Raw genomic sequence first — 15,874 nt, 5'->3', positions numbered from 1 at the left:
GGCCAGCAGGACCAGCCCAAGCAGGACCGGGGCCAGCAGGACCAGCCCAAGCAGGACCGCGGCCAGCAGGACCGGGGCCAGCAGGACCGGGCCGGCCAGGGGGACCAGCAGGGTGACGACCTCGACGGCGATGGCGAGGGCAGCCGTCGCAACCGCCGGCGCCGTGGTCGCGACCGCGATCGCACCGTGCGGCCGGCCACCGCAGGTGGCACCGGCGGCGGTGCCGGTGGTGGCGGTGGTGGCGGCGGGCGCAACGAGCCCGACACCACGATCCTCGAGGACGACGTCCTGGTGCCGGCCGCCGGCATCCTGGACGTCCTGGACAACTATGCGTTCGTGCGGACCAGCGGCTACCTCGCCAGCACCGACGACGTCTACGTGTCGCTGTCGATGGTGCGCAAGTTCGGGCTGCGTCGCGGTGACGCGATCGTCGGCCAGGTGCGCCAGCCCCGCGAGGGCGAGCGCAAGGAGAAGTTCAACCCGATGGTCCGCATCGACGCGGTCAACGGCGCCGACCCGGAGGTCGCCAAGAACCGGGTCGAGTTCTCCCAGCTCACGCCGGTCCACCCGACCGAGCGGCTGCGCCTGGAGACCGGTCCGGACAACCTGATCGGTCGCCTGATCGACATCGCGGCCCCGATCGGCAAGGGCCAGCGAGGCCTGATCGTGTCACCGGCCAAGGCCGGCAAGACGACCGTCCTGCAGTCCATCGCCAGCTCGATCACCAGCAACAACCCGGAGTGCCACCTGATGGTGGTGCTGGTCGACGAGCGGCCCGAGGAGGTCACGGACTTCGAGCGCTCGGTCAAGGGCGAGGTCATCTCCTCCACCTTCGACCGCCCGCCGATCGACCACACGACGGTCGCGGAGCTCGCCATCGAGCGGGCCAAGCGGCTCGTCGAGCTCGGCCACGACGTCGTGGTGCTCCTCGACGGCGTCACGCGGCTCGGTCGCGCCTACAACCTGGCGGCACCGCCCAGCGGACGGATCCTGTCCGGCGGCGTCGACTCCGCTGCGCTCTACCCGCCGAAGAAGTTCTTCGGAGCCGCGCGCAACATCGAGAACGGTGGCTCGCTGACCATCCTCGCCACCGCCCTCGTCGAGAGCGGCTCGACGATGGACGAGGTGATCTTCGAGGACTTCACGGGCACCGGCAACATGGAGCTCCGGCTGCGCCGCGACCTCGCGGACAAGCGGCTCTTCCCCGCGATCGACGCGGTCCAGTCGGGCACCCGCCGCGAGGAGCTCCTCCTGAGCAAGGAGGAGCTGGCGATCATCCGGCAGCTGCGGCACGAGCTGGTCAACCTCGATGGCCCGCAGGCGCACGAGCTGCTGCTGGGCCGGCTGCGGAAGTCGTCGACCAACATCGAGCTGCTGCTCCAGGTCCAGAAGTCGACCCCGGGCAGGTCCGGTCGGGGAGACTGACCAGCACCACGACGGGCCGCTCCCGACACCCAGTGGACCGTCGTGCTCGATCCGACGGCCGCTGCGGCTAGGCTGCGACCGCACATCAGAATCGGAAGGGGACCCCGTGGCTCGGATCCTGGTCGCGGACGACGACGTCGACATCCGCGAGCTCGTCGAGTTCAAGCTCTCGACGCTCGGGCACGACGTGGTAGCGGTCGCTGACGGCGCTGCCGCCATCGAGGCCTGCCAAGCGCAGCGCCCCGACCTCGCGGTGCTCGACGTGATGATGCCGGGCGTGTCCGGACTGGACGCGATCCGGGCGATCCGGGCCGACCCGGCGCTGGCCGACCTGCCGGTCATCCTGCTCACCGCGCGCGCTCAGGAGTCGGACGTCGAGACGGGCTTCGACTCCGGAGCCGACGACTACATCACCAAGCCGTTCAGCCCCCGCGAGCTCGCCTCACGGGTGCAGGCGCTCCTGAGCCGCTCCACCACGTAAACGCAAGGTAACCGCAAGTAACCGCGAGGTGACGGGACGTCGGTCCTCCGGCGGCTAGCCTGCGTGCGGGAGGGGTGCCCGGCGCGCCCCCGGGGAGCGTTGGGGGTGTGCTGACGTGACTGGCCGTCCCGTGGCGCGCGTCGTCTCGTCCGTGCTGGCCCGGATCGGTCTGCTCGGCGCGCTCGCCACCACCGTCGCGGTCATCGGGGTCGTGGTCTCGGCCGTCGCGGTCACCGGCCTGACGGACGAGCTGTCGCCGGCCGCCGCCGCCAACCAGGCGATCTACCAGGATCTCACCGAGATGTCGGCCGCCGCCGAGTCCTGGGCGAGCACCGGCCTGCCCGCGGCCGCCGACGACTACCGGCAGGCGACCCTCCGGCTCGGCGCGCACGAGCAGGAGGTCCGTGGGTTCGCCCAGGGTGACCGCTCCCTGAGCACCGCCGTGAAGCGCCAGGAGGCCGCCGCCGACGCCTGGGTCGACGGGTACGCCGAGCCGCGGATGGCCGCGCCCGGCGGCGCCGGCACGCGGACCCGCGACGTACGCGTCGGCAGCACCGCGTTCGACGCGATCCGCTCCGCCCACCAGAGCACCACGCAGGCCTTCGACAGCCGCGTCCGGTCCGCCCGCGACGGCGTCTCGATGCGGCTGCGCGGCACGGTGCTCGCCGTGGTCCTCGTGGCCGCGCTCGCCGCGGCCCTCATCACCCGCTCCCGCCGGCGGCTCCTCGGCGAGCTGTCCACGCCGCTGCTCGCCCTCGAGAAGGTCGTGCAGCGGATGGCGCGCGGCGACCACGAGGTGCGCGCAGTGCCGGCCGGGCCCAAGGAGGTCGAGGCCGTTGCCCACGCCCTCAACGACCTCGCGGACGCTCAGACCCGGGCCCGGGCGGTCGAGGTCTGGATCCAGCGTGAGCTGCGCACCCTCGACACCGCCAAGGACGACTTCGTCGCCAACGTGTCCCACGAGCTGCGGACCCCGCTCACCACGATCAGCGGCTACCTCGAGCTCGTCGCGGAGGAGTTCGAGGGGCAGATCGACCCCCGTCACGAGCGGATGCTCGACGCGACCCGCCGCAACGTCGCCCGCCTCAAGATGCTCATCGACGACCTCCTCACGCTGCAGCAGGCCGAGGGCAGCAACCAGCAGATGGAGGCCGTCGAGCTCGCCGCACTGCTGCGCGACGTCGTGATGGACGTCAAGATCGCCGCCGCTCGTCGCGGCATCCGGATCGGGGTCAGGACGCCGCCGCTCGCGGTCTGCGTGCTCGCCGACCGGGCGATGCTGCACCGCGCCTTCCTCAACATCGTGAGCAACGCCGTGAAGTTCAGCCATGACGACGGCATCGTCGACGTCGTGCTGTCCACCGCTCGCGGTCAGGTCGAGGTCTCCGTCACCGACCGGGGCATCGGCATCCCGTCGGGGGAGCAGGACCGGCTGGGCACCCGGTTCTTCCGCGCGTCCAACGCGGTGAGCAACGAGATCGGCGGCACCGGACTCGGGGTGCGGATCATGCAGACGATCGTCGACCGGCACGCCGGTGCCGTCGCGATCGAGTCCGAGGAGGGCGTCGGCACCACCGTGACCGTCCGGCTCCCCGCCCAGTCCGGGCCGCCCCGGCTGGCCGTGACGACGCCGCCCCCGCTGCTGTCGGTGGTCGCGAGCGAGCCGCAGCCCGCGCCCGCTCCGTAGGGGTGCCGGCGCTGGGAATGTTGTCGATTACCCAAGCGTTTGGACCCATGACAGAATCATCTGTCGGCTCCGGTTCACGCCTCCTCGCAGGGAGCGAGGCGACCCGGCGCATCGAGAGGACACGCACATGAAGAAGGACATCCACCCGGACTACACGCCGACGCAGGTCACGTGCACCTGTGGCGCCCAGTTCACCACTCGCAGCACCGCGACCTCCGGCTCGATCCACGCCGACGTCTGCTCGCAGTGCCACCCGTTCTACACCGGCAAGCAGAAGATCCTCGACACCGGCGGCCGCGTCGCCCGCTTCGAGGCTCGCTACGCCAAGAAGGCTGCTGACGCCAAGAAGTAGCTGTCATCGAGCGCCGGTCCCCGCCACGTGCGGGGACCGGCGCTCGTCATTTGTCCAGCACCGCCCACCGAGGAGAGCCGATGTTCGAGGCCGTCGAAGGCATGCTCGCCGAGCACGCCGAGATCGAGACCCGGCTCGGTGAGCCGGAGACGCACGCCGACGCCCGGCTCGCCAAGCAGCTCAACCAGCGGTACGCCGCGCTGTCGTCGATCATCGGCGCCTGGCGGGACTGGCAGGGGCTCGGCGACGACCTCGGCGCCGCCCGCGAGCTCGCGGGGGAGGACGCGGCCTTCGCCGAGGAGGCGGACGCCCTGGTCCCGCGCCTCCACGAGGCCGAGGAGCGGCTGCGCCGCCTGCTCGTGCCGCGCGAGGAGGCCGACGACAAGGACGCGATCCTCGAGCTGAAGTCCGGCGAGGGCGGCGAGGAGTCGGCGCTCTTCGCCGGCGACCTGCTGCGGATGTACACCCGCTACGCCGAGGCTCGGGGCTGGAAGGTCGAGATCCTCGACGCCGCCGAGTCCGACCTCGGTGGCTACAAGTCGGTGACCGTGGCGGTCAAGGCCAAGAGCACGCCCGAGCCGGGGACCGCGCCGTACGCGCTGCTCAAGTTCGAGGGTGGCGTCCACCGGGTGCAGCGGGTCCCCGTGACGGAGTCCCAGGGGCGGGTCCACACCAGCGCTGCCGGCGTCCTCGTCTTCCCCGAGGCCGAGCAGCTCGACGTCCAGATCGACGACAACGACCTGCGCATCGACGTCTACCGCAGCAGTGGGCCCGGCGGCCAGAGCGTCAACACGACCGACTCCGCCGTCCGGATCACCCACCTGCCGACCGGCATCGTCGCCAGCTGCCAGAACGAGAAGAGCCAGCTGCAGAACCGCGAGCAGGCGATGCGGATCCTGCGGGCCCGGATCCTGGCCGCGGCCCAGGAGAAGGCGGACGCCGAGGCCGGCGAGGCGCGTCGCAGCCAGGTCCGCACCGTCGACCGCTCCGAGCGCATCCGCACCTACAACTACCCCGAGAACCGGATCTCCGACCACCGGACCGGCTACAAGGCCTACAACCTCGACCAGGTGCTCGACGGCGACCTCCAGCCCGTCCTCGACTCCTGCATCGAGGCGGACCTGGCCACCCGCCTCGAGGCGCTCGAGCAGTGACGGGCACCCGGCGGGCCGTGCTCACCGGTGCGGTCGCGCGGCTGCGGGAAGCAGGCGTCGCCAGCCCCGAGCACGACGCCGCCGAGCTGCTCGCTCACGTCCTCGGCACCTCCCGCTCCCAGCTGCCCCTGGTCGACGAGGTCCCGTCCGAGGCGCTCACGGCGTACGACGCGCTCATCGCCCGGCGGGCGGAGCGGGAGCCGCTCCAGCACCTGACCGGTACGGCGTACTTCCGCCACGTCGAGCTGGCGGTCGGGCCGGGCGTCTTCGTGCCCCGGCCCGAGACCGAGCTGCTCGCCGGCTGGGCGATCGAGCAGGCGGCCGTGGTCACAGGGCGGGCGCCCGTGGTCGTCGACCTCTGCACCGGCTCCGGCGCGGTCGCCAAGGCGATCGCCGATGAGGTGCCCGGCGCGGTCGTGCACGCCGTCGAGCTGGACGAGCCCGCCCACCAGTGGGCCGAGCGCAACCTGTCCGACACCGCCGTCGACCTGCGCCTCGGCGACATGGCGACGGCCTTCGACGACCTGCTCGGCACGGTCGACGTGCTGACCTGCAACCCGCCGTACATCCCGCTCGACGCCTGGGAGTCGGTCGCCGCCGAGGCCCGCGACCACGACCCGCACCTCGCCCTCTTCTCCGGCGCCGACGGCCTCGACGCCATCCGCGTGCTCGAGCGCCGGGCCGCGCTGCTGCTGCGGTCGGGGGGAGTGATCGGCTTCGAGCACGCCGACGCGCAGGGCGAGGCGGCACCCGCCGTCTTCACGGCGACCGGCCGCTGGACCGACGTCCGCGACCACCCGGACCTGGCAGGTCGCGCGCGCTTCACGACGGCGCGGCTGGCACGATGAGCCCTGTGACGAGCGAGCGCTACCCGACCGGGACCGAGGAGGAGCGGGAGGCCGCTGTCGAGGCGGCGTCCCTCGCGGTGCAGCAGGGCGACCTGGTCGTGCTGCCGACCGACACGGTGTACGGCGTCGGCGCCGACGCCTTCGACCCCGCGGCCGTGAGCGGCCTGCTCGCCGCCAAGGGACGCGGTCGCAACATGCCGCCGCCGGTGCTCATCGGCTCGGCGACGACCCTCGACGCCCTCGCGGTCCGGGTGCCGGCCTTCGCCCGCGCCCTGGTCGAGGAGTTCTGGCCGGGACCGCTGACGCTGGTGTGCCACCAGCAGAGCTCGTTGCAGTGGGACCTCGGTGACACGCGCGGCACCGTCGCCGTGCGGATGCCCGACCACGAGGTGGCGCTCGCGATCCTCGAGCGCACCGGGCCGCTGGCGGTCAGCTCCGCGAACAAGACCGGCCTGCCCGCCGCGACCGACGCCGACCAGGCGGTCGAGATGCTCGGCGACGAGGTGGCCGTGGTGGTGGACGCCGGCCCCAGCCCGGGCGGCGAGGCCTCGACCATCGTCGACGTCACCGGCGACCAGGGCCGCGTGCTGCGCCGCGGTGCCCTCAGCGTCGACCAGCTCAACGCCGTCCTCGAGCCCCTCGGTGTCATCCTGACGGACGAGGGCTGAGCCCTTGCGGGAGTACCTCCTCGTCTTCCTCGTCGCCGCGGCGACGACCTACCTGCTGACGGTCGTGGCCCGCGAGATCGCGCTGCGGACCGGCGCGGTGGCGAGCGTCCGCGACCGCGACGTGCACGTGGTGCCGATCCCCTACCTCGGGGGGCTGGCGATGCTCGGCGGCCTGGTGGCCGCCTACGTCGTCGCCCGCCAGCTGCCCTTCCTCTCCCTCAGCGGGTCGTTCGTCTTCCGCGACGCCGGGGTCGTGCTGATCGCCGGGGCCCTGATCTGCGCGGTGGGCGTGCTCGACGACCTCTTCGAGCTGGACGCGCTGACCAAGCTCGGTGGTCAGGTGCTCGCCGCGGGGTTCCTGATCGCCTTCGGGATCCAGTACGTCTTCTTCGCCGGCAGCGACGGGACCCAGTTCCTGCTGCAGCCGGCCCAGGGAGCCCTGCTGACCGGCTTCGTCGTGGTGGCGACGGTCAATGCGGTCAACTTCGTCGACGGCCTCGACGGCCTCGCGGCCGGGGTTGTCTGCATCGGAGCGCTCGCCTTCTTCCTCTACTGCTACCAGCTGGCCAACATCAACCACGTCACGCTGGCGACGACCGGCGCCCTGCTGAGCGCCTCGCTCGCAGGGGCCTGCGCCGGCTTCCTGCCGCACAACTTCAACCAGGCGCGCCTCTTCATGGGCGACAGCGGCTCGATGCTGATCGGCCTGGTGCTCTCGGCCAGCGCCGTGACCCTGACCGGGCAGTTCTCCGCCGACCAGATCAGCGAGGGGGCGTCCGGCTCGCAGGCGAGCTTCGTGCCGACCCTGCTGCCGCTGCTGCTCCCGGTGTCGATCCTGATCGTCCCGATGCTCGACCTCGTGCTCGCCGTCGTACGCCGTACCCGCGCCGGGCGATCGCCGTTCGCACCGGACAAGCAGCACCTGCACCACCGGCTGCTCGAGATCGGGCACTCCCACCGTCGCGCGGTGCTGATCATGTACCTGTGGGCCGCCCTGGTCGCCTTCGGCACGGTCCTGGTGAGCCTCTACAGCGAGCGGACCTGGACCTGGGTCGCCGTCGGTGCGATGGCCGCAGTGACCATCGGGCTGACCTTCCTGCTGCCGAAGCTCCACCGGCCCCTGAAGGGCGGGGGAGACGCCGGTGACGGCGGCGGTGGCACCCCCGGTCACCCGCTGCCCGGGAGCGCCTGAGAGACTGGATCATGCCCGGAAGAGGCCGGTTTCGACCGTCCGGAGTGCTTGTGCTAGTTTTCACAAGCACCCCCTGGCACCGCCCGCACCAGCCACGAGAGAACGGCCGCCGACGATGACGACCGCGACGATCCCGACCCCGGTGACGACCCCGGAGTTCGGCGTGTCTGGCTGTGATAGTTTCGCGCAGTCGCCGGGTGTTAGGAGGGCTCGTGCCCCTCACCGTCTGGGCGCCCTCACGCCTGCCGACGACAGTGCCGAGGAATGGGACGTGGGTGGATGGTCGATGAGCGTTCCGACGCTGGGCTGCGAGGTCGTGACCTCATCGGTCTCGGTGGCCTGCTCGCCGGCTGCGTCATCGTCGGCATGGTGCTCGGCCTCCTCGTCGACAACGCGGCCGACAGCGCGCCGGTCGGCGTCCTGGTCGGCCTCGGTGTCGGGGTCCTGCTCGGTGCCGTCGCCTTCGTCCTCCGGGTGCGTGCCGCCCTCCGGGAGTGAGCGCCCGTGACCGTGACCGAGATGAGCAGCTCCATGAGTGACGTCCAGCCTCCCACCAAGCCGTCGATCTGGCGGGTGGTGAAGGATCAGCGCAAGATCGAGCTGGTCGCGCTCGGCCTGATGGTCGCGAGCTTCTGGCTCGCGGGCGCGGCGGGGGAGTGGCGCCTGGCCCTCTGCATCGCGGTCGGCATCGTGCTCGGCCTCGTCAACCACCTCACCACCGAGTTCTGGCTGCTCAAGACGATCTCGTCGGGAGCCCAGCCCACGCGTGGTCAGATGGTGCGTTCTACGATCTCTCGCCTGGCCGTCATCGCCGCGGTCGCCATCGGCGCCGCGGTGCTGCTCTGGCCTGACGGCATCGGCCTCCTGCTGGGCCTCGCCATCTTCCGGCTCATCGCACTCGTGATGACGACCATTCCGCTGCTCAAGGAGTTGAAGAAGCCATGACCGGCCTGCTGTCCCTGACCGGGCTCCTTCCGTTCGCCGCCGACAGCGGCGAGGAGGACAAGCCGGCGATCGAGATCGGCCACCACGTCACCCGCGAGTTCGCGGGGATGACGTTCAACATCGACACGATCATCTCGACGCTGGTCGCCGGCGCCCTGGTGCTGATCCTCGGCTTCTGGGCGACCCGGTCGCTGTCCAAGGACACGGCCGACCATGTCCCCACCAAGGTGCAGATCCTGTGGGAGGCCGTCGTCGGCCAGGTCAACAAGCAGGTCGAGGACAACCTCGGCAAGGTGCACCCGTTCGTGGCGCCGCTGGCGATCTCGCTGTTCTTCTTCATCCTGTTCGCCAACTGGCTCGAGCTGGTGCCCACCGCCCTCAACGAGGACACGCACCTGCTGCCGGCCCCCACCGCCGACACGAACCTGACCTACGCGCTCGCCGCGGTCACCATGCTCAGCGTGTGGACCTACGGCATCCGCCAGAAGGGCGTGAAGGGCTACTTCAAGCACTTCGCCGAGCCGTTCCCGGTGCTGCTCCCGCTGAACATCCTCGAGGAGCTCATCAAGCCGATCACGCTCGCGCTGCGACTCTTCGGCAACATCTTCGCCGGTGGCATCATGCTCGCGCTGATCGGGATGATCCCGCTCTACGCGATGTGGGCCCCCAACATCCTCTGGAAGGCCTTCGACATGATCATCGGAGTCATCCAGGCCTTCATCTTCGCGCTGCTCACCGTCCTGTACTTCGCGATGGCCGGTGCCGGCCACGAGGAGCACGAGACGCACGAGGAGTACGAGGACGAGCAGCGCAGCAAGAAGCTGGCCGACCAGGACGACAACGTCGGCCACGACGACGCCGCCTCGGCGGAGCCGTCCCCCGTTCCAGCGCACTGACCATCCCGGTCGGTACGTCGACAGAGGTAACCCGATGCGCCACTCCCCGGCGCTGAACCAAGGAGAGAGAATCCCATGGCAGTAACTGATGAGGCCGTCAAGCTCGCCGGTGCGTTCGTCGGCGGCGGTATCGCCCTCGCCGGTGGTGCGATCGGCGCCGGTATCGGTGACGGTCTGGCCGGTTCGTCGTACATCGAGGGTGTTGCTCGTCAGCCCGAGGCGCAGGGCCGCCTGCAGACCATCTTCTTCCTGACGGTCGGTCTGGTCGAGGCGATGTTCTTCATCAACCTCGCGTTCATGGCGCTGTTCGTCTTCGTGCTCGCGGCCTGACCGAGGGCCACCACCCCTCACCAATCGTCAGAATCAAAGGAACCCAGATGGCAAGCGTTGCGATCACTCCCATGGAGAGCAACTTCCTCGTTCCGAACGCCACGTTCTTCGTCGAGCTGGCCGCGTTCGTGGTGCTGCTCTTCCTGCTCGCCAAGTTCATCATCCCGCCGATCAACCGCGCGATGACGGCTCGCCAGGACGCGATCCGCGAGCAGTTCGCCGAGCTGGACGAGGCCAAGTCCGAGGCCAGTGCGGCCGAGGAGGAGTTCAAGGCCCAGATCGCCGACGCGCGCCACGAGGCGGCGCGCATCCGCGAGGAGGCCCGCGAGCAGGGCGCCGCGATCATCGCGGAGATGCGCGAGCAGGCCCAGGTCGAGGCGGCTCGGATCGTCGAGCACGCTCACACGCAGATCGAGGCGGACCGCAAGTCGGCAGCCGCCTCCCTGCGGGGCGAGGTCGGGACGCTCGCGACGACGCTGGCCGGCCGGATCGTCGGGGAGTCCCTCGACGACGAGTCTCGTCAGAGCCGTGTGGTCGACCGCTTCCTCACGGAGCTGGAAGGCGCCAGCTGATGGATCTGCGCGGAGCATCGGCTGACTCCCTCCGGGAGCTCACCGCCGAGCTGGACGAGACGCTGAGGGGCGGTGGTGACGCCCAGCGCGTGGCCCGTGAGCTCTACAACGTCGCGTCGCTGCTCCGGTCCGACGCGGCGCTGCGCCGCTTCGCGACCGACGCCTCGCTGCCGGCGGTAGCGAAGCAGGGCATGGTCCAGCAGGTCTTCACGGGCAAGCTCGACGCCGCCACGCTTGCGCTGGTCACCAGCGCCGCGGGGCGTCGCTGGACCTCGACCCGGGACCTGTCGGCCGCGATCGAGCGCCTCAGCGAGCTCGCTGTGGTCCGTTCGGTGCCGGACGCCAACCAGCTGGTCGACGAGCTGTTCGTGCTCGGCCAGACCCTGAGCGCCAACCCGGACCTGCGCGACGCGCTGGCCAACCCGGCGCGCACGACCGACGACAAGGCAGCGCTGCTCGACTCGCTGCTCACGGGCAAGGCGCTGCCGGCGACGGTGGCCCTGGCCAAGCAGGCCCTCGGCGGCAGCTACGGGACGCTCACGGGCGCCCTGGCGGCGTACCGTGAGGTGGCGGCGCAGGCGAGCGGCGAGGCCGTCGCGACGGTCCGCGTCGTGCGTGCCCTCAGCGACTCCGACCGGGAGCGGCTGACGGCGGCGCTGTCGCAGCAGTACGGCAAGCAGGTCCACCTGAACGAGATCGTCGAACCCGGCGTGCTCGGCGGGATGCGGGTCGAGATCGGCGACGACGTCATCGACGGCAGCGTGTCCAGCCGGCTCGACGACGCCCGCCGCAAGCTCGTCGGCTGACGGATCTCGACAAGCCCGACCACCGGGCAATCCGAAGACTTCAGTAGAGAACCAAGAGAGTAGGGACCAAGATGACGGAGCTTTCGATCCGTCCGGAGGAGATCCGCGACGCGCTGCAGAAGTACGTCGCCGACTACCAGCCCGAGGCGGCCAGCAAGGAAGAGGTCGGCACGGTGGCGAGCGCCGGCGACGGCATCGCGCGCGTCAACGGTCTGCCGTCGGCGATGGCCAACGAGCTGCTGGAGTTCGAGGACGGCACTCTGGGCATCGCCCTCAACCTCGACACCCGCGAGATCGGCGTCGTCGTCCTCGGTGACTTCGACAAGATCGAGGAGGGTCAGACGGTCCGCCGTACGGGCGAGATCCTGTCGGTCCCCGTCGGCGACAACTTCCTCGGCCGCGTGGTCGACCCGCTCGGCACGCCGATCGACGGCCTCGGCGAGATCGAGTCCGACGTACGCCGCCCGCTCGAGCTCCAGGCGCCGACGGTGATGCAGCGCAAGTCGGTGCACGAGCCGCTCGCGACCGGCATCAAGGCGATCGACGCGATGACCCCGATCGGCCGCGGCCAGCGCCAGCTGATCATCGGTGACCGCGCGACCGGCAAGACGACGATCGCGATCGACACGATCATCAACCAGAAGCAGAACTGGGAGTCGGGCGACCCGACCAAGCAGGTCCGCTGCATCTACGTCGCCATCGGCCAGAAGGGCTCGACCATCGCCTCCGTGCGTGGCGCCCTCGAGGAGGCCGGCGCGCTGGAGTACACCACCATCGTCGCCTCGCCGGCCTCGGACAGCGCGGGCTTCAAGTACCTCGCTCCCTACACCGGCTCGGCCATCGGCCAGCAGTGGATGTACGACGGCAAGCACGTCCTCATCGTGTTCGACGACCTGAGCAAGCAGGCCGAGGCCTACCGCGCCGTGTCGCTGCTGCTGCGCCGCCCGCCGGGCCGTGAGGCCTACCCGGGTGACGTGTTCTACCTGCACAGCCGGCTGCTCGAGCGCTGCGCGAAGCTCTCCGACGAGCTGGGTGCCGGCTCGATGACCGGGCTGCCGATCATCGAGACGAAGGCCAACGACGTCTCGGCGTTCATCCCGACCAACGTCATCTCGATCACCGACGGCCAGATCTTCCTGCAGTCGGACCTGTTCGCGGCCAACCAGCGCCCCGCCATCGACGTCGGCATCTCGGTGTCGCGCGTCGGCGGCGCGGCCATGACCAAGGCGATGAAGGCCGTCACCGGCTCGCTGAAGGTCGACCTGGCGCAGTTCCGCGCCATGGAGGCCTTCGCGATGTTCGCCTCCGACCTCGACGCCGCGTCGCGTCAGCAGCTGGACCGCGGACAGCGCCTGATGGCGCTGCTGCGCCAGCCGGCGTACTCGCCGTACCCGCTCGAGGAGATGACGGTCTCGCTGTGGATCGGCACCACCGGTCGCCTCGACCGCGTGCCGGCCGACGACGTGCTGCGCTTCGAGCGTGAGTTCATCGACTACCTGCGCCGCTCGCACGAGGGCATCCTCTCGGCGATCCGGGAGACCCAGAAGTTCGAGGACGACACCTCGTCGGCCCTCGAGGGTGCCTACGACTCCTTCCTGGACCAGTTCGAGACCTCCGAGGGCGGTTCGATCAAGGTCGGCAGCGAGCCCAAGGCGGACGCGCTGGCCGACGAGGACGTCGAGCAGGAGACGATCGTCAAGCAGAAGCGGGGCTGACCCATGGCTCTATCGGTGCGCGAGTACCGGGCGCGGATCAAGTCGACGGAGTCGATGAAGAAGATCACCCGCGCCATGGAGCTCATCGCCGCGTCCCGGATCATCAAGGCGCAGCAGCGGGCGCAGTCGGCAGCGCCGTACGCCCGCGAGCTGACCAGGGCGGTCTCGGCCGTGGCGACGTACTCCAACGTCGACCACCCGCTGACGCGCGAGCCCGAGGAGTCCAAGCGGGCTGCCGTGCTCATCGTGACCAGCGACCGCGGGCTCGCCGGCGCCTACTCCTCGAGCGTGCTCAAGGAGGCGGAGCGGCTCGCCGAGCGGCTGCGGGGCGAGGGCAAGGAGATCGACACCTACATCGCCGGGCGCAAGGGCGAGGCGTACTACAAGTTCCGTGGTCGTCCCGTGAAGCACTCGTGGAACGGGTTCTCCGACCAGCCGAGCTTCGAGGTCGCCCACGAGATCGGTCAGACCCTGATCGACACCTTCCTCGACGAGGACGGCGGGGTGGACGAGGTGCACGTCGTCTTCACGCGGTTCAGGTCGATGCTGGTGCAGGAGCCGACCGACGTACGCCTGCTGCCTCTCGAGGTCGTCGAGGGCGAGTCCAAGCCGGACTCGGCCGAGGTGCTTCCGCTCTACGAGTTCGAGCCCTCGCCCGAGGCGGTGCTCGACGGACTGCTGCCGCAGTACGTCCAGAGCCGCATCTTCTTCGCGCTCCTGCAGGCGGCGGCTTCCGAGCTCGCGGCCCGTCAGAAGGCGATGAAGTCGGCCACGGACAACGCGGACGAGCTCATCAAGAAGTACACACGGATTGCTAACCAGGCCCGCCAGGCCGGTATTACCCAGGAAATCAGCGAGATCGTCGGTGGCGTCAACGCGCTGGCCGACGCCAACGCCGGGAGTGAGTGAGAGACATGACTGCCACTGTTGAAGAGACCACGGAGACCGGCTCGACCGGCGTCGGCCGCATCGCCCGGGTCATCGGCCCGGTCGTTGACATCGAGTTCCCTGTGGACTCGATGCCCGAGATGTACAACAAGCTGGAGACCCAGCTCGAGCTCGGCGGCGAGACGTCCACGCTCTCGCTCGAGGTCGCCCAGCACATCGGCGACGGCATGGTCCGCGCCATCTCCCTGCGCCCCACCGACGGCCTGGTCCGCGGTGCTCAGGTGACCGACACCGGCGGGCCGATCACGGTCCCCGTCGGCGACGGCACCCTGGGCAAGGTGTTCAACACCCTGGGTGAGTGCCTCAACCTCGGCGAGGGCGAGACGCTCGACGTCAAGGAGCGGTGGGGCATCCACCGCAAGGCCCCGGCCTTCGACCAGCTCGAGTCGAAGACGCAGATGTTCGAGACCGGCATCAAGGTCATCGACCTGCTGGCGCCGTACGTCCTCGGCGGCAAGATCGGCCTCTTCGGAGGTGCCGGTGTCGGCAAGACCGTGCTCATCCAGGAGATGATCGCGCGTGTTGCCAAGGACCACGGTGGTGTGTCGGTGTTCGCCGGTGTCGGCGAGCGCACCCGTGAGGGCAACGACCTGATCGTCGAGATGGAGGAGGCCGGCGTCATCGGCCAGACCGCCCTCGTCTTCGGCCAGATGGACGAGCCGCCGGGCACCCGCCTGCGGGTCGCGCTGTCCGCGCTCACGATGGCGGAGTACTTCCGCGACGTGCAGGGCCAGGACGTGCTGCTCTTCATCGACAACATCTTCCGCTTCACCCAGGCCGGCTCCGAGGTCTCCACCCTCCTCGGCCGGATGCCGTCCGCCGTGGGCTACCAGCCCAACCTCGCCGACGAGATGGGCACGCTCCAGGAGCGGATCACCTCGACGCGTGGTCACTCGATCACCTCGATGCAGGCGATCTACGTGCCGGCCGACGACTACACCGACCCGGCCCCGGCCGCGACGTTCGCGCACCTCGACGCGACGACCGAGCTGTCCCGCGACATCGCGTCGCAGGGCATCTACCCGGCCGTCGACCCGCTGACGTCGACCTCGCGGATCCTGGACGCCCAGTACATCGGGCAGGCTCACTACGACTGCGCGATCCGCGTGAAGCAGATCCTGCAGCGCAACAAGGAGCTCCAGGACATCATCGCGATCCTCGGTGTCGACGAGCTCTCCGAAGAGGACAAGATCATCGTGTCCCGGGCCCGTCGGATCCAGCGGTTCCTGTCGCAGAACACCTACGTGGCCAAGCAGTTCACCGGCATCGAGGGCTCGACCGTGTCCATCGGCGAGACCATCGAGGCGTTCAACAAGATCGCCGACGGTGACTACGACCACGTGGCCGAGCAGGCCTTCTTCATGTGCGGCGGTCTGGACGACGTCGAGAAGAAGTGGGCCGAGATCCAGAAGAACCTCTGATGGCGGACAACGACCAGCTGCAGGTCGAGCTCGTCGCGGCCGACCGGACCGTGTGGTCCGGTCAGGCCACGATGGTCGTCGCCAAGACGGCGGAGGGTGACATCGGCGTGCTGCGCGACCACATGCCGGTGCTCTCCCTGCTGGTCGACGGGGTCGTCGAGATCGTCGCCGTCGACGGCGACCGGCTCTTCGCCGCCGTCGAGGGTGGCTTCCTCTCGGTGGCCAACAACCGGGTGTCGGTGCTCAGCCAGTACGCTGCGCTGTCGCACGAGATCGACGTGACGGCGGCCCGCGCCGAGCTCGAGGCCGCGGCCTCCGACACCGAGGACGGCGACGAGCGCGCCAAGCGGGCCGAAGCCCGGATCCGCGCCGTCGAGAAGGCTTCCTGACCCCCGTCCGGTCCGTCACCGGGTGCCGCTAGGGTGGCACCTCAC

General features: G+C 70.1%; 18 protein-coding genes. All 18 read left to right on the top strand.

Going from position 1 to position 15,874, the window contains the following annotated elements:
• On the top strand, window positions 1-1,425 hold a 1,425-nt coding region (gene rho, locus N542_RS0101785; RefSeq protein ID WP_442937386.1), incomplete at its 5' end, for a transcription termination factor Rho.
• 106 nt (window positions 1,426-1,531) lie between these two features.
• Window positions 1,532-1,906 (top strand): response regulator transcription factor, encoded by a 375-nt coding sequence (locus N542_RS0101780; RefSeq protein ID WP_028642465.1) that lies wholly within the window; start codon window positions 1,532-1,534, stop codon window positions 1,904-1,906.
• A gap of 115 nt (window positions 1,907-2,021) precedes the next feature.
• On the top strand, window positions 2,022-3,593 hold the full coding sequence (locus tag N542_RS26270) for a sensor histidine kinase (RefSeq protein ID WP_155992816.1): 1,572 nt from the start codon (window positions 2,022-2,024) through the stop codon (window positions 3,591-3,593).
• A 127-nt stretch (window positions 3,594-3,720) separates the two neighbouring features.
• Window positions 3,721-3,945 (top strand): 50S ribosomal protein L31, encoded by a 225-nt coding sequence (rpmE, locus tag N542_RS0101770; RefSeq protein WP_028642464.1) that lies wholly within the window; start codon window positions 3,721-3,723, stop codon window positions 3,943-3,945.
• Between the two features lie 80 nt (window positions 3,946-4,025).
• On the top strand, window positions 4,026-5,099 hold the full coding sequence (prfA, locus tag N542_RS0101765; RefSeq protein WP_028642463.1) for a peptide chain release factor 1: 1,074 nt from the start codon (window positions 4,026-4,028) through the stop codon (window positions 5,097-5,099).
• Window positions 5,096-5,947 (top strand): peptide chain release factor N(5)-glutamine methyltransferase, encoded by an 852-nt coding sequence (gene prmC, locus N542_RS0101760; RefSeq protein ID WP_036505948.1) that lies wholly within the window; start codon window positions 5,096-5,098, stop codon window positions 5,945-5,947. Before prfA ends, prmC begins: the two co-directional genes overlap by 4 nt.
• On the top strand, window positions 5,944-6,615 hold the full coding sequence (locus N542_RS0101755; RefSeq protein WP_028642461.1) for an L-threonylcarbamoyladenylate synthase: 672 nt from the start codon (window positions 5,944-5,946) through the stop codon (window positions 6,613-6,615). The genes prmC and N542_RS0101755 overlap by 4 nt, the downstream gene beginning before the upstream one ends.
• A 4-nt stretch (window positions 6,616-6,619) precedes the next feature.
• Window positions 6,620-7,807 carry an MraY family glycosyltransferase gene (locus N542_RS22930; protein WP_081794956.1) on the top strand — a complete coding sequence of 396 codons (1,188 nt, stop codon included), beginning with the start codon at window positions 6,620-6,622 and terminating at the stop codon, window positions 7,805-7,807.
• 279 nt (window positions 7,808-8,086) lie between these two features.
• Entirely contained in the window at window positions 8,087-8,305 is a 219-nt protein-coding gene (locus tag N542_RS22925) for a hypothetical protein (protein WP_036505945.1), read from the top strand.
• A 6-nt stretch (window positions 8,306-8,311) separates the two neighbouring features.
• Window positions 8,312-8,752: an ATP synthase subunit I gene (locus N542_RS0101740; protein WP_028642460.1), complete on the top strand. Its 441-nt coding sequence runs from the start codon at window positions 8,312-8,314 to the stop codon at window positions 8,750-8,752.
• Window positions 8,749-9,648 carry a F0F1 ATP synthase subunit A gene (gene atpB / locus N542_RS22920; protein WP_081794955.1) on the top strand — a complete coding sequence of 300 codons (900 nt, stop codon included), beginning with the start codon at window positions 8,749-8,751 and terminating at the stop codon, window positions 9,646-9,648. Before N542_RS0101740 ends, atpB begins: the two co-directional genes overlap by 4 nt.
• A gap of 75 nt (window positions 9,649-9,723) precedes the next feature.
• Window positions 9,724-9,978 (top strand): F0F1 ATP synthase subunit C, encoded by a 255-nt coding sequence (locus N542_RS0101730; protein ID WP_028642459.1) that lies wholly within the window; start codon window positions 9,724-9,726, stop codon window positions 9,976-9,978.
• A gap of 47 nt (window positions 9,979-10,025) precedes the next feature.
• Window positions 10,026-10,550 carry a F0F1 ATP synthase subunit B gene (locus N542_RS0101725; protein WP_028642458.1) on the top strand — a complete coding sequence of 175 codons (525 nt, stop codon included), beginning with the start codon at window positions 10,026-10,028 and terminating at the stop codon, window positions 10,548-10,550.
• Complete coding sequence (locus N542_RS0101720) at window positions 10,550-11,356, top strand: F0F1 ATP synthase subunit delta (protein ID WP_028642457.1); 807 nt, start codon at window positions 10,550-10,552, stop codon at window positions 11,354-11,356. Before N542_RS0101725 ends, N542_RS0101720 begins: the two co-directional genes overlap by 1 nt.
• Before the next feature lie 71 nt (window positions 11,357-11,427).
• On the top strand, window positions 11,428-13,071 hold the full coding sequence (gene atpA / locus N542_RS0101715; RefSeq protein WP_028642456.1) for a F0F1 ATP synthase subunit alpha: 1,644 nt from the start codon (window positions 11,428-11,430) through the stop codon (window positions 13,069-13,071).
• A 3-nt stretch (window positions 13,072-13,074) separates the two neighbouring features.
• On the top strand, window positions 13,075-13,980 hold the full coding sequence (locus N542_RS0101710) for a F0F1 ATP synthase subunit gamma (RefSeq protein ID WP_028642455.1): 906 nt from the start codon (window positions 13,075-13,077) through the stop codon (window positions 13,978-13,980).
• Between the two features lie 5 nt (window positions 13,981-13,985).
• The gene (atpD, locus tag N542_RS0101705; RefSeq protein WP_028642454.1) at window positions 13,986-15,440 is read left to right on the top strand and encodes a F0F1 ATP synthase subunit beta; all 1,455 of its coding nucleotides are present in this window, start codon (window positions 13,986-13,988) and stop codon (window positions 15,438-15,440) included.
• Window positions 15,440-15,829, top strand: coding sequence for a F0F1 ATP synthase subunit epsilon (locus N542_RS0101700; protein WP_028642453.1), 390 nt, complete (start codon window positions 15,440-15,442; stop codon window positions 15,827-15,829). The genes atpD and N542_RS0101700 overlap by 1 nt, the downstream gene beginning before the upstream one ends.
• The last annotated feature ends 45 nt before the right edge of the window (window positions 15,830-15,874 follow it).

It is taken from the genome of Nocardioides sp. URHA0020, assembly GCF_000620705.1.
Classification (GTDB): domain Bacteria; phylum Actinomycetota; class Actinomycetes; order Propionibacteriales; family Nocardioidaceae; genus Nocardioides.
The sequence above is the reverse complement of the archived record's forward strand: the minus strand, read 5'-3'. Positions and strand labels throughout refer to the sequence as shown.

Coding starts and splice junctions, on each gene's coding strand:
- rpmE (WP_028642464.1), top strand. CDS start 3,721: ATGAAGAAGGACATCCACCCGGACTACACGCCGACGCAGGTCACGTGC.
- prfA (WP_028642463.1), top strand. CDS start 4,026: ATGTTCGAGGCCGTCGAAGGCATGCTCGCCGAGCACGCCGAGATCGAG.
- N542_RS0101755 (WP_028642461.1), top strand. CDS start 5,944: ATGAGCCCTGTGACGAGCGAGCGCTACCCGACCGGGACCGAGGAGGAG.
- N542_RS22925 (WP_036505945.1), top strand. CDS start 8,087: ATGGTCGATGAGCGTTCCGACGCTGGGCTGCGAGGTCGTGACCTCATC.
- atpB (WP_081794955.1), top strand. CDS start 8,749: ATGACCGGCCTGCTGTCCCTGACCGGGCTCCTTCCGTTCGCCGCCGAC.
- N542_RS0101730 (WP_028642459.1), top strand. CDS start 9,724: ATGGCAGTAACTGATGAGGCCGTCAAGCTCGCCGGTGCGTTCGTCGGC.
- N542_RS0101725 (WP_028642458.1), top strand. CDS start 10,026: ATGGCAAGCGTTGCGATCACTCCCATGGAGAGCAACTTCCTCGTTCCG.
- N542_RS0101720 (WP_028642457.1), top strand. CDS start 10,550: ATGGATCTGCGCGGAGCATCGGCTGACTCCCTCCGGGAGCTCACCGCC.
- atpA (WP_028642456.1), top strand. CDS start 11,428: ATGACGGAGCTTTCGATCCGTCCGGAGGAGATCCGCGACGCGCTGCAG.
- N542_RS0101710 (WP_028642455.1), top strand. CDS start 13,075: ATGGCTCTATCGGTGCGCGAGTACCGGGCGCGGATCAAGTCGACGGAG.
- atpD (WP_028642454.1), top strand. CDS start 13,986: ATGACTGCCACTGTTGAAGAGACCACGGAGACCGGCTCGACCGGCGTC.
- N542_RS0101700 (WP_028642453.1), top strand. CDS start 15,440: ATGGCGGACAACGACCAGCTGCAGGTCGAGCTCGTCGCGGCCGACCGG.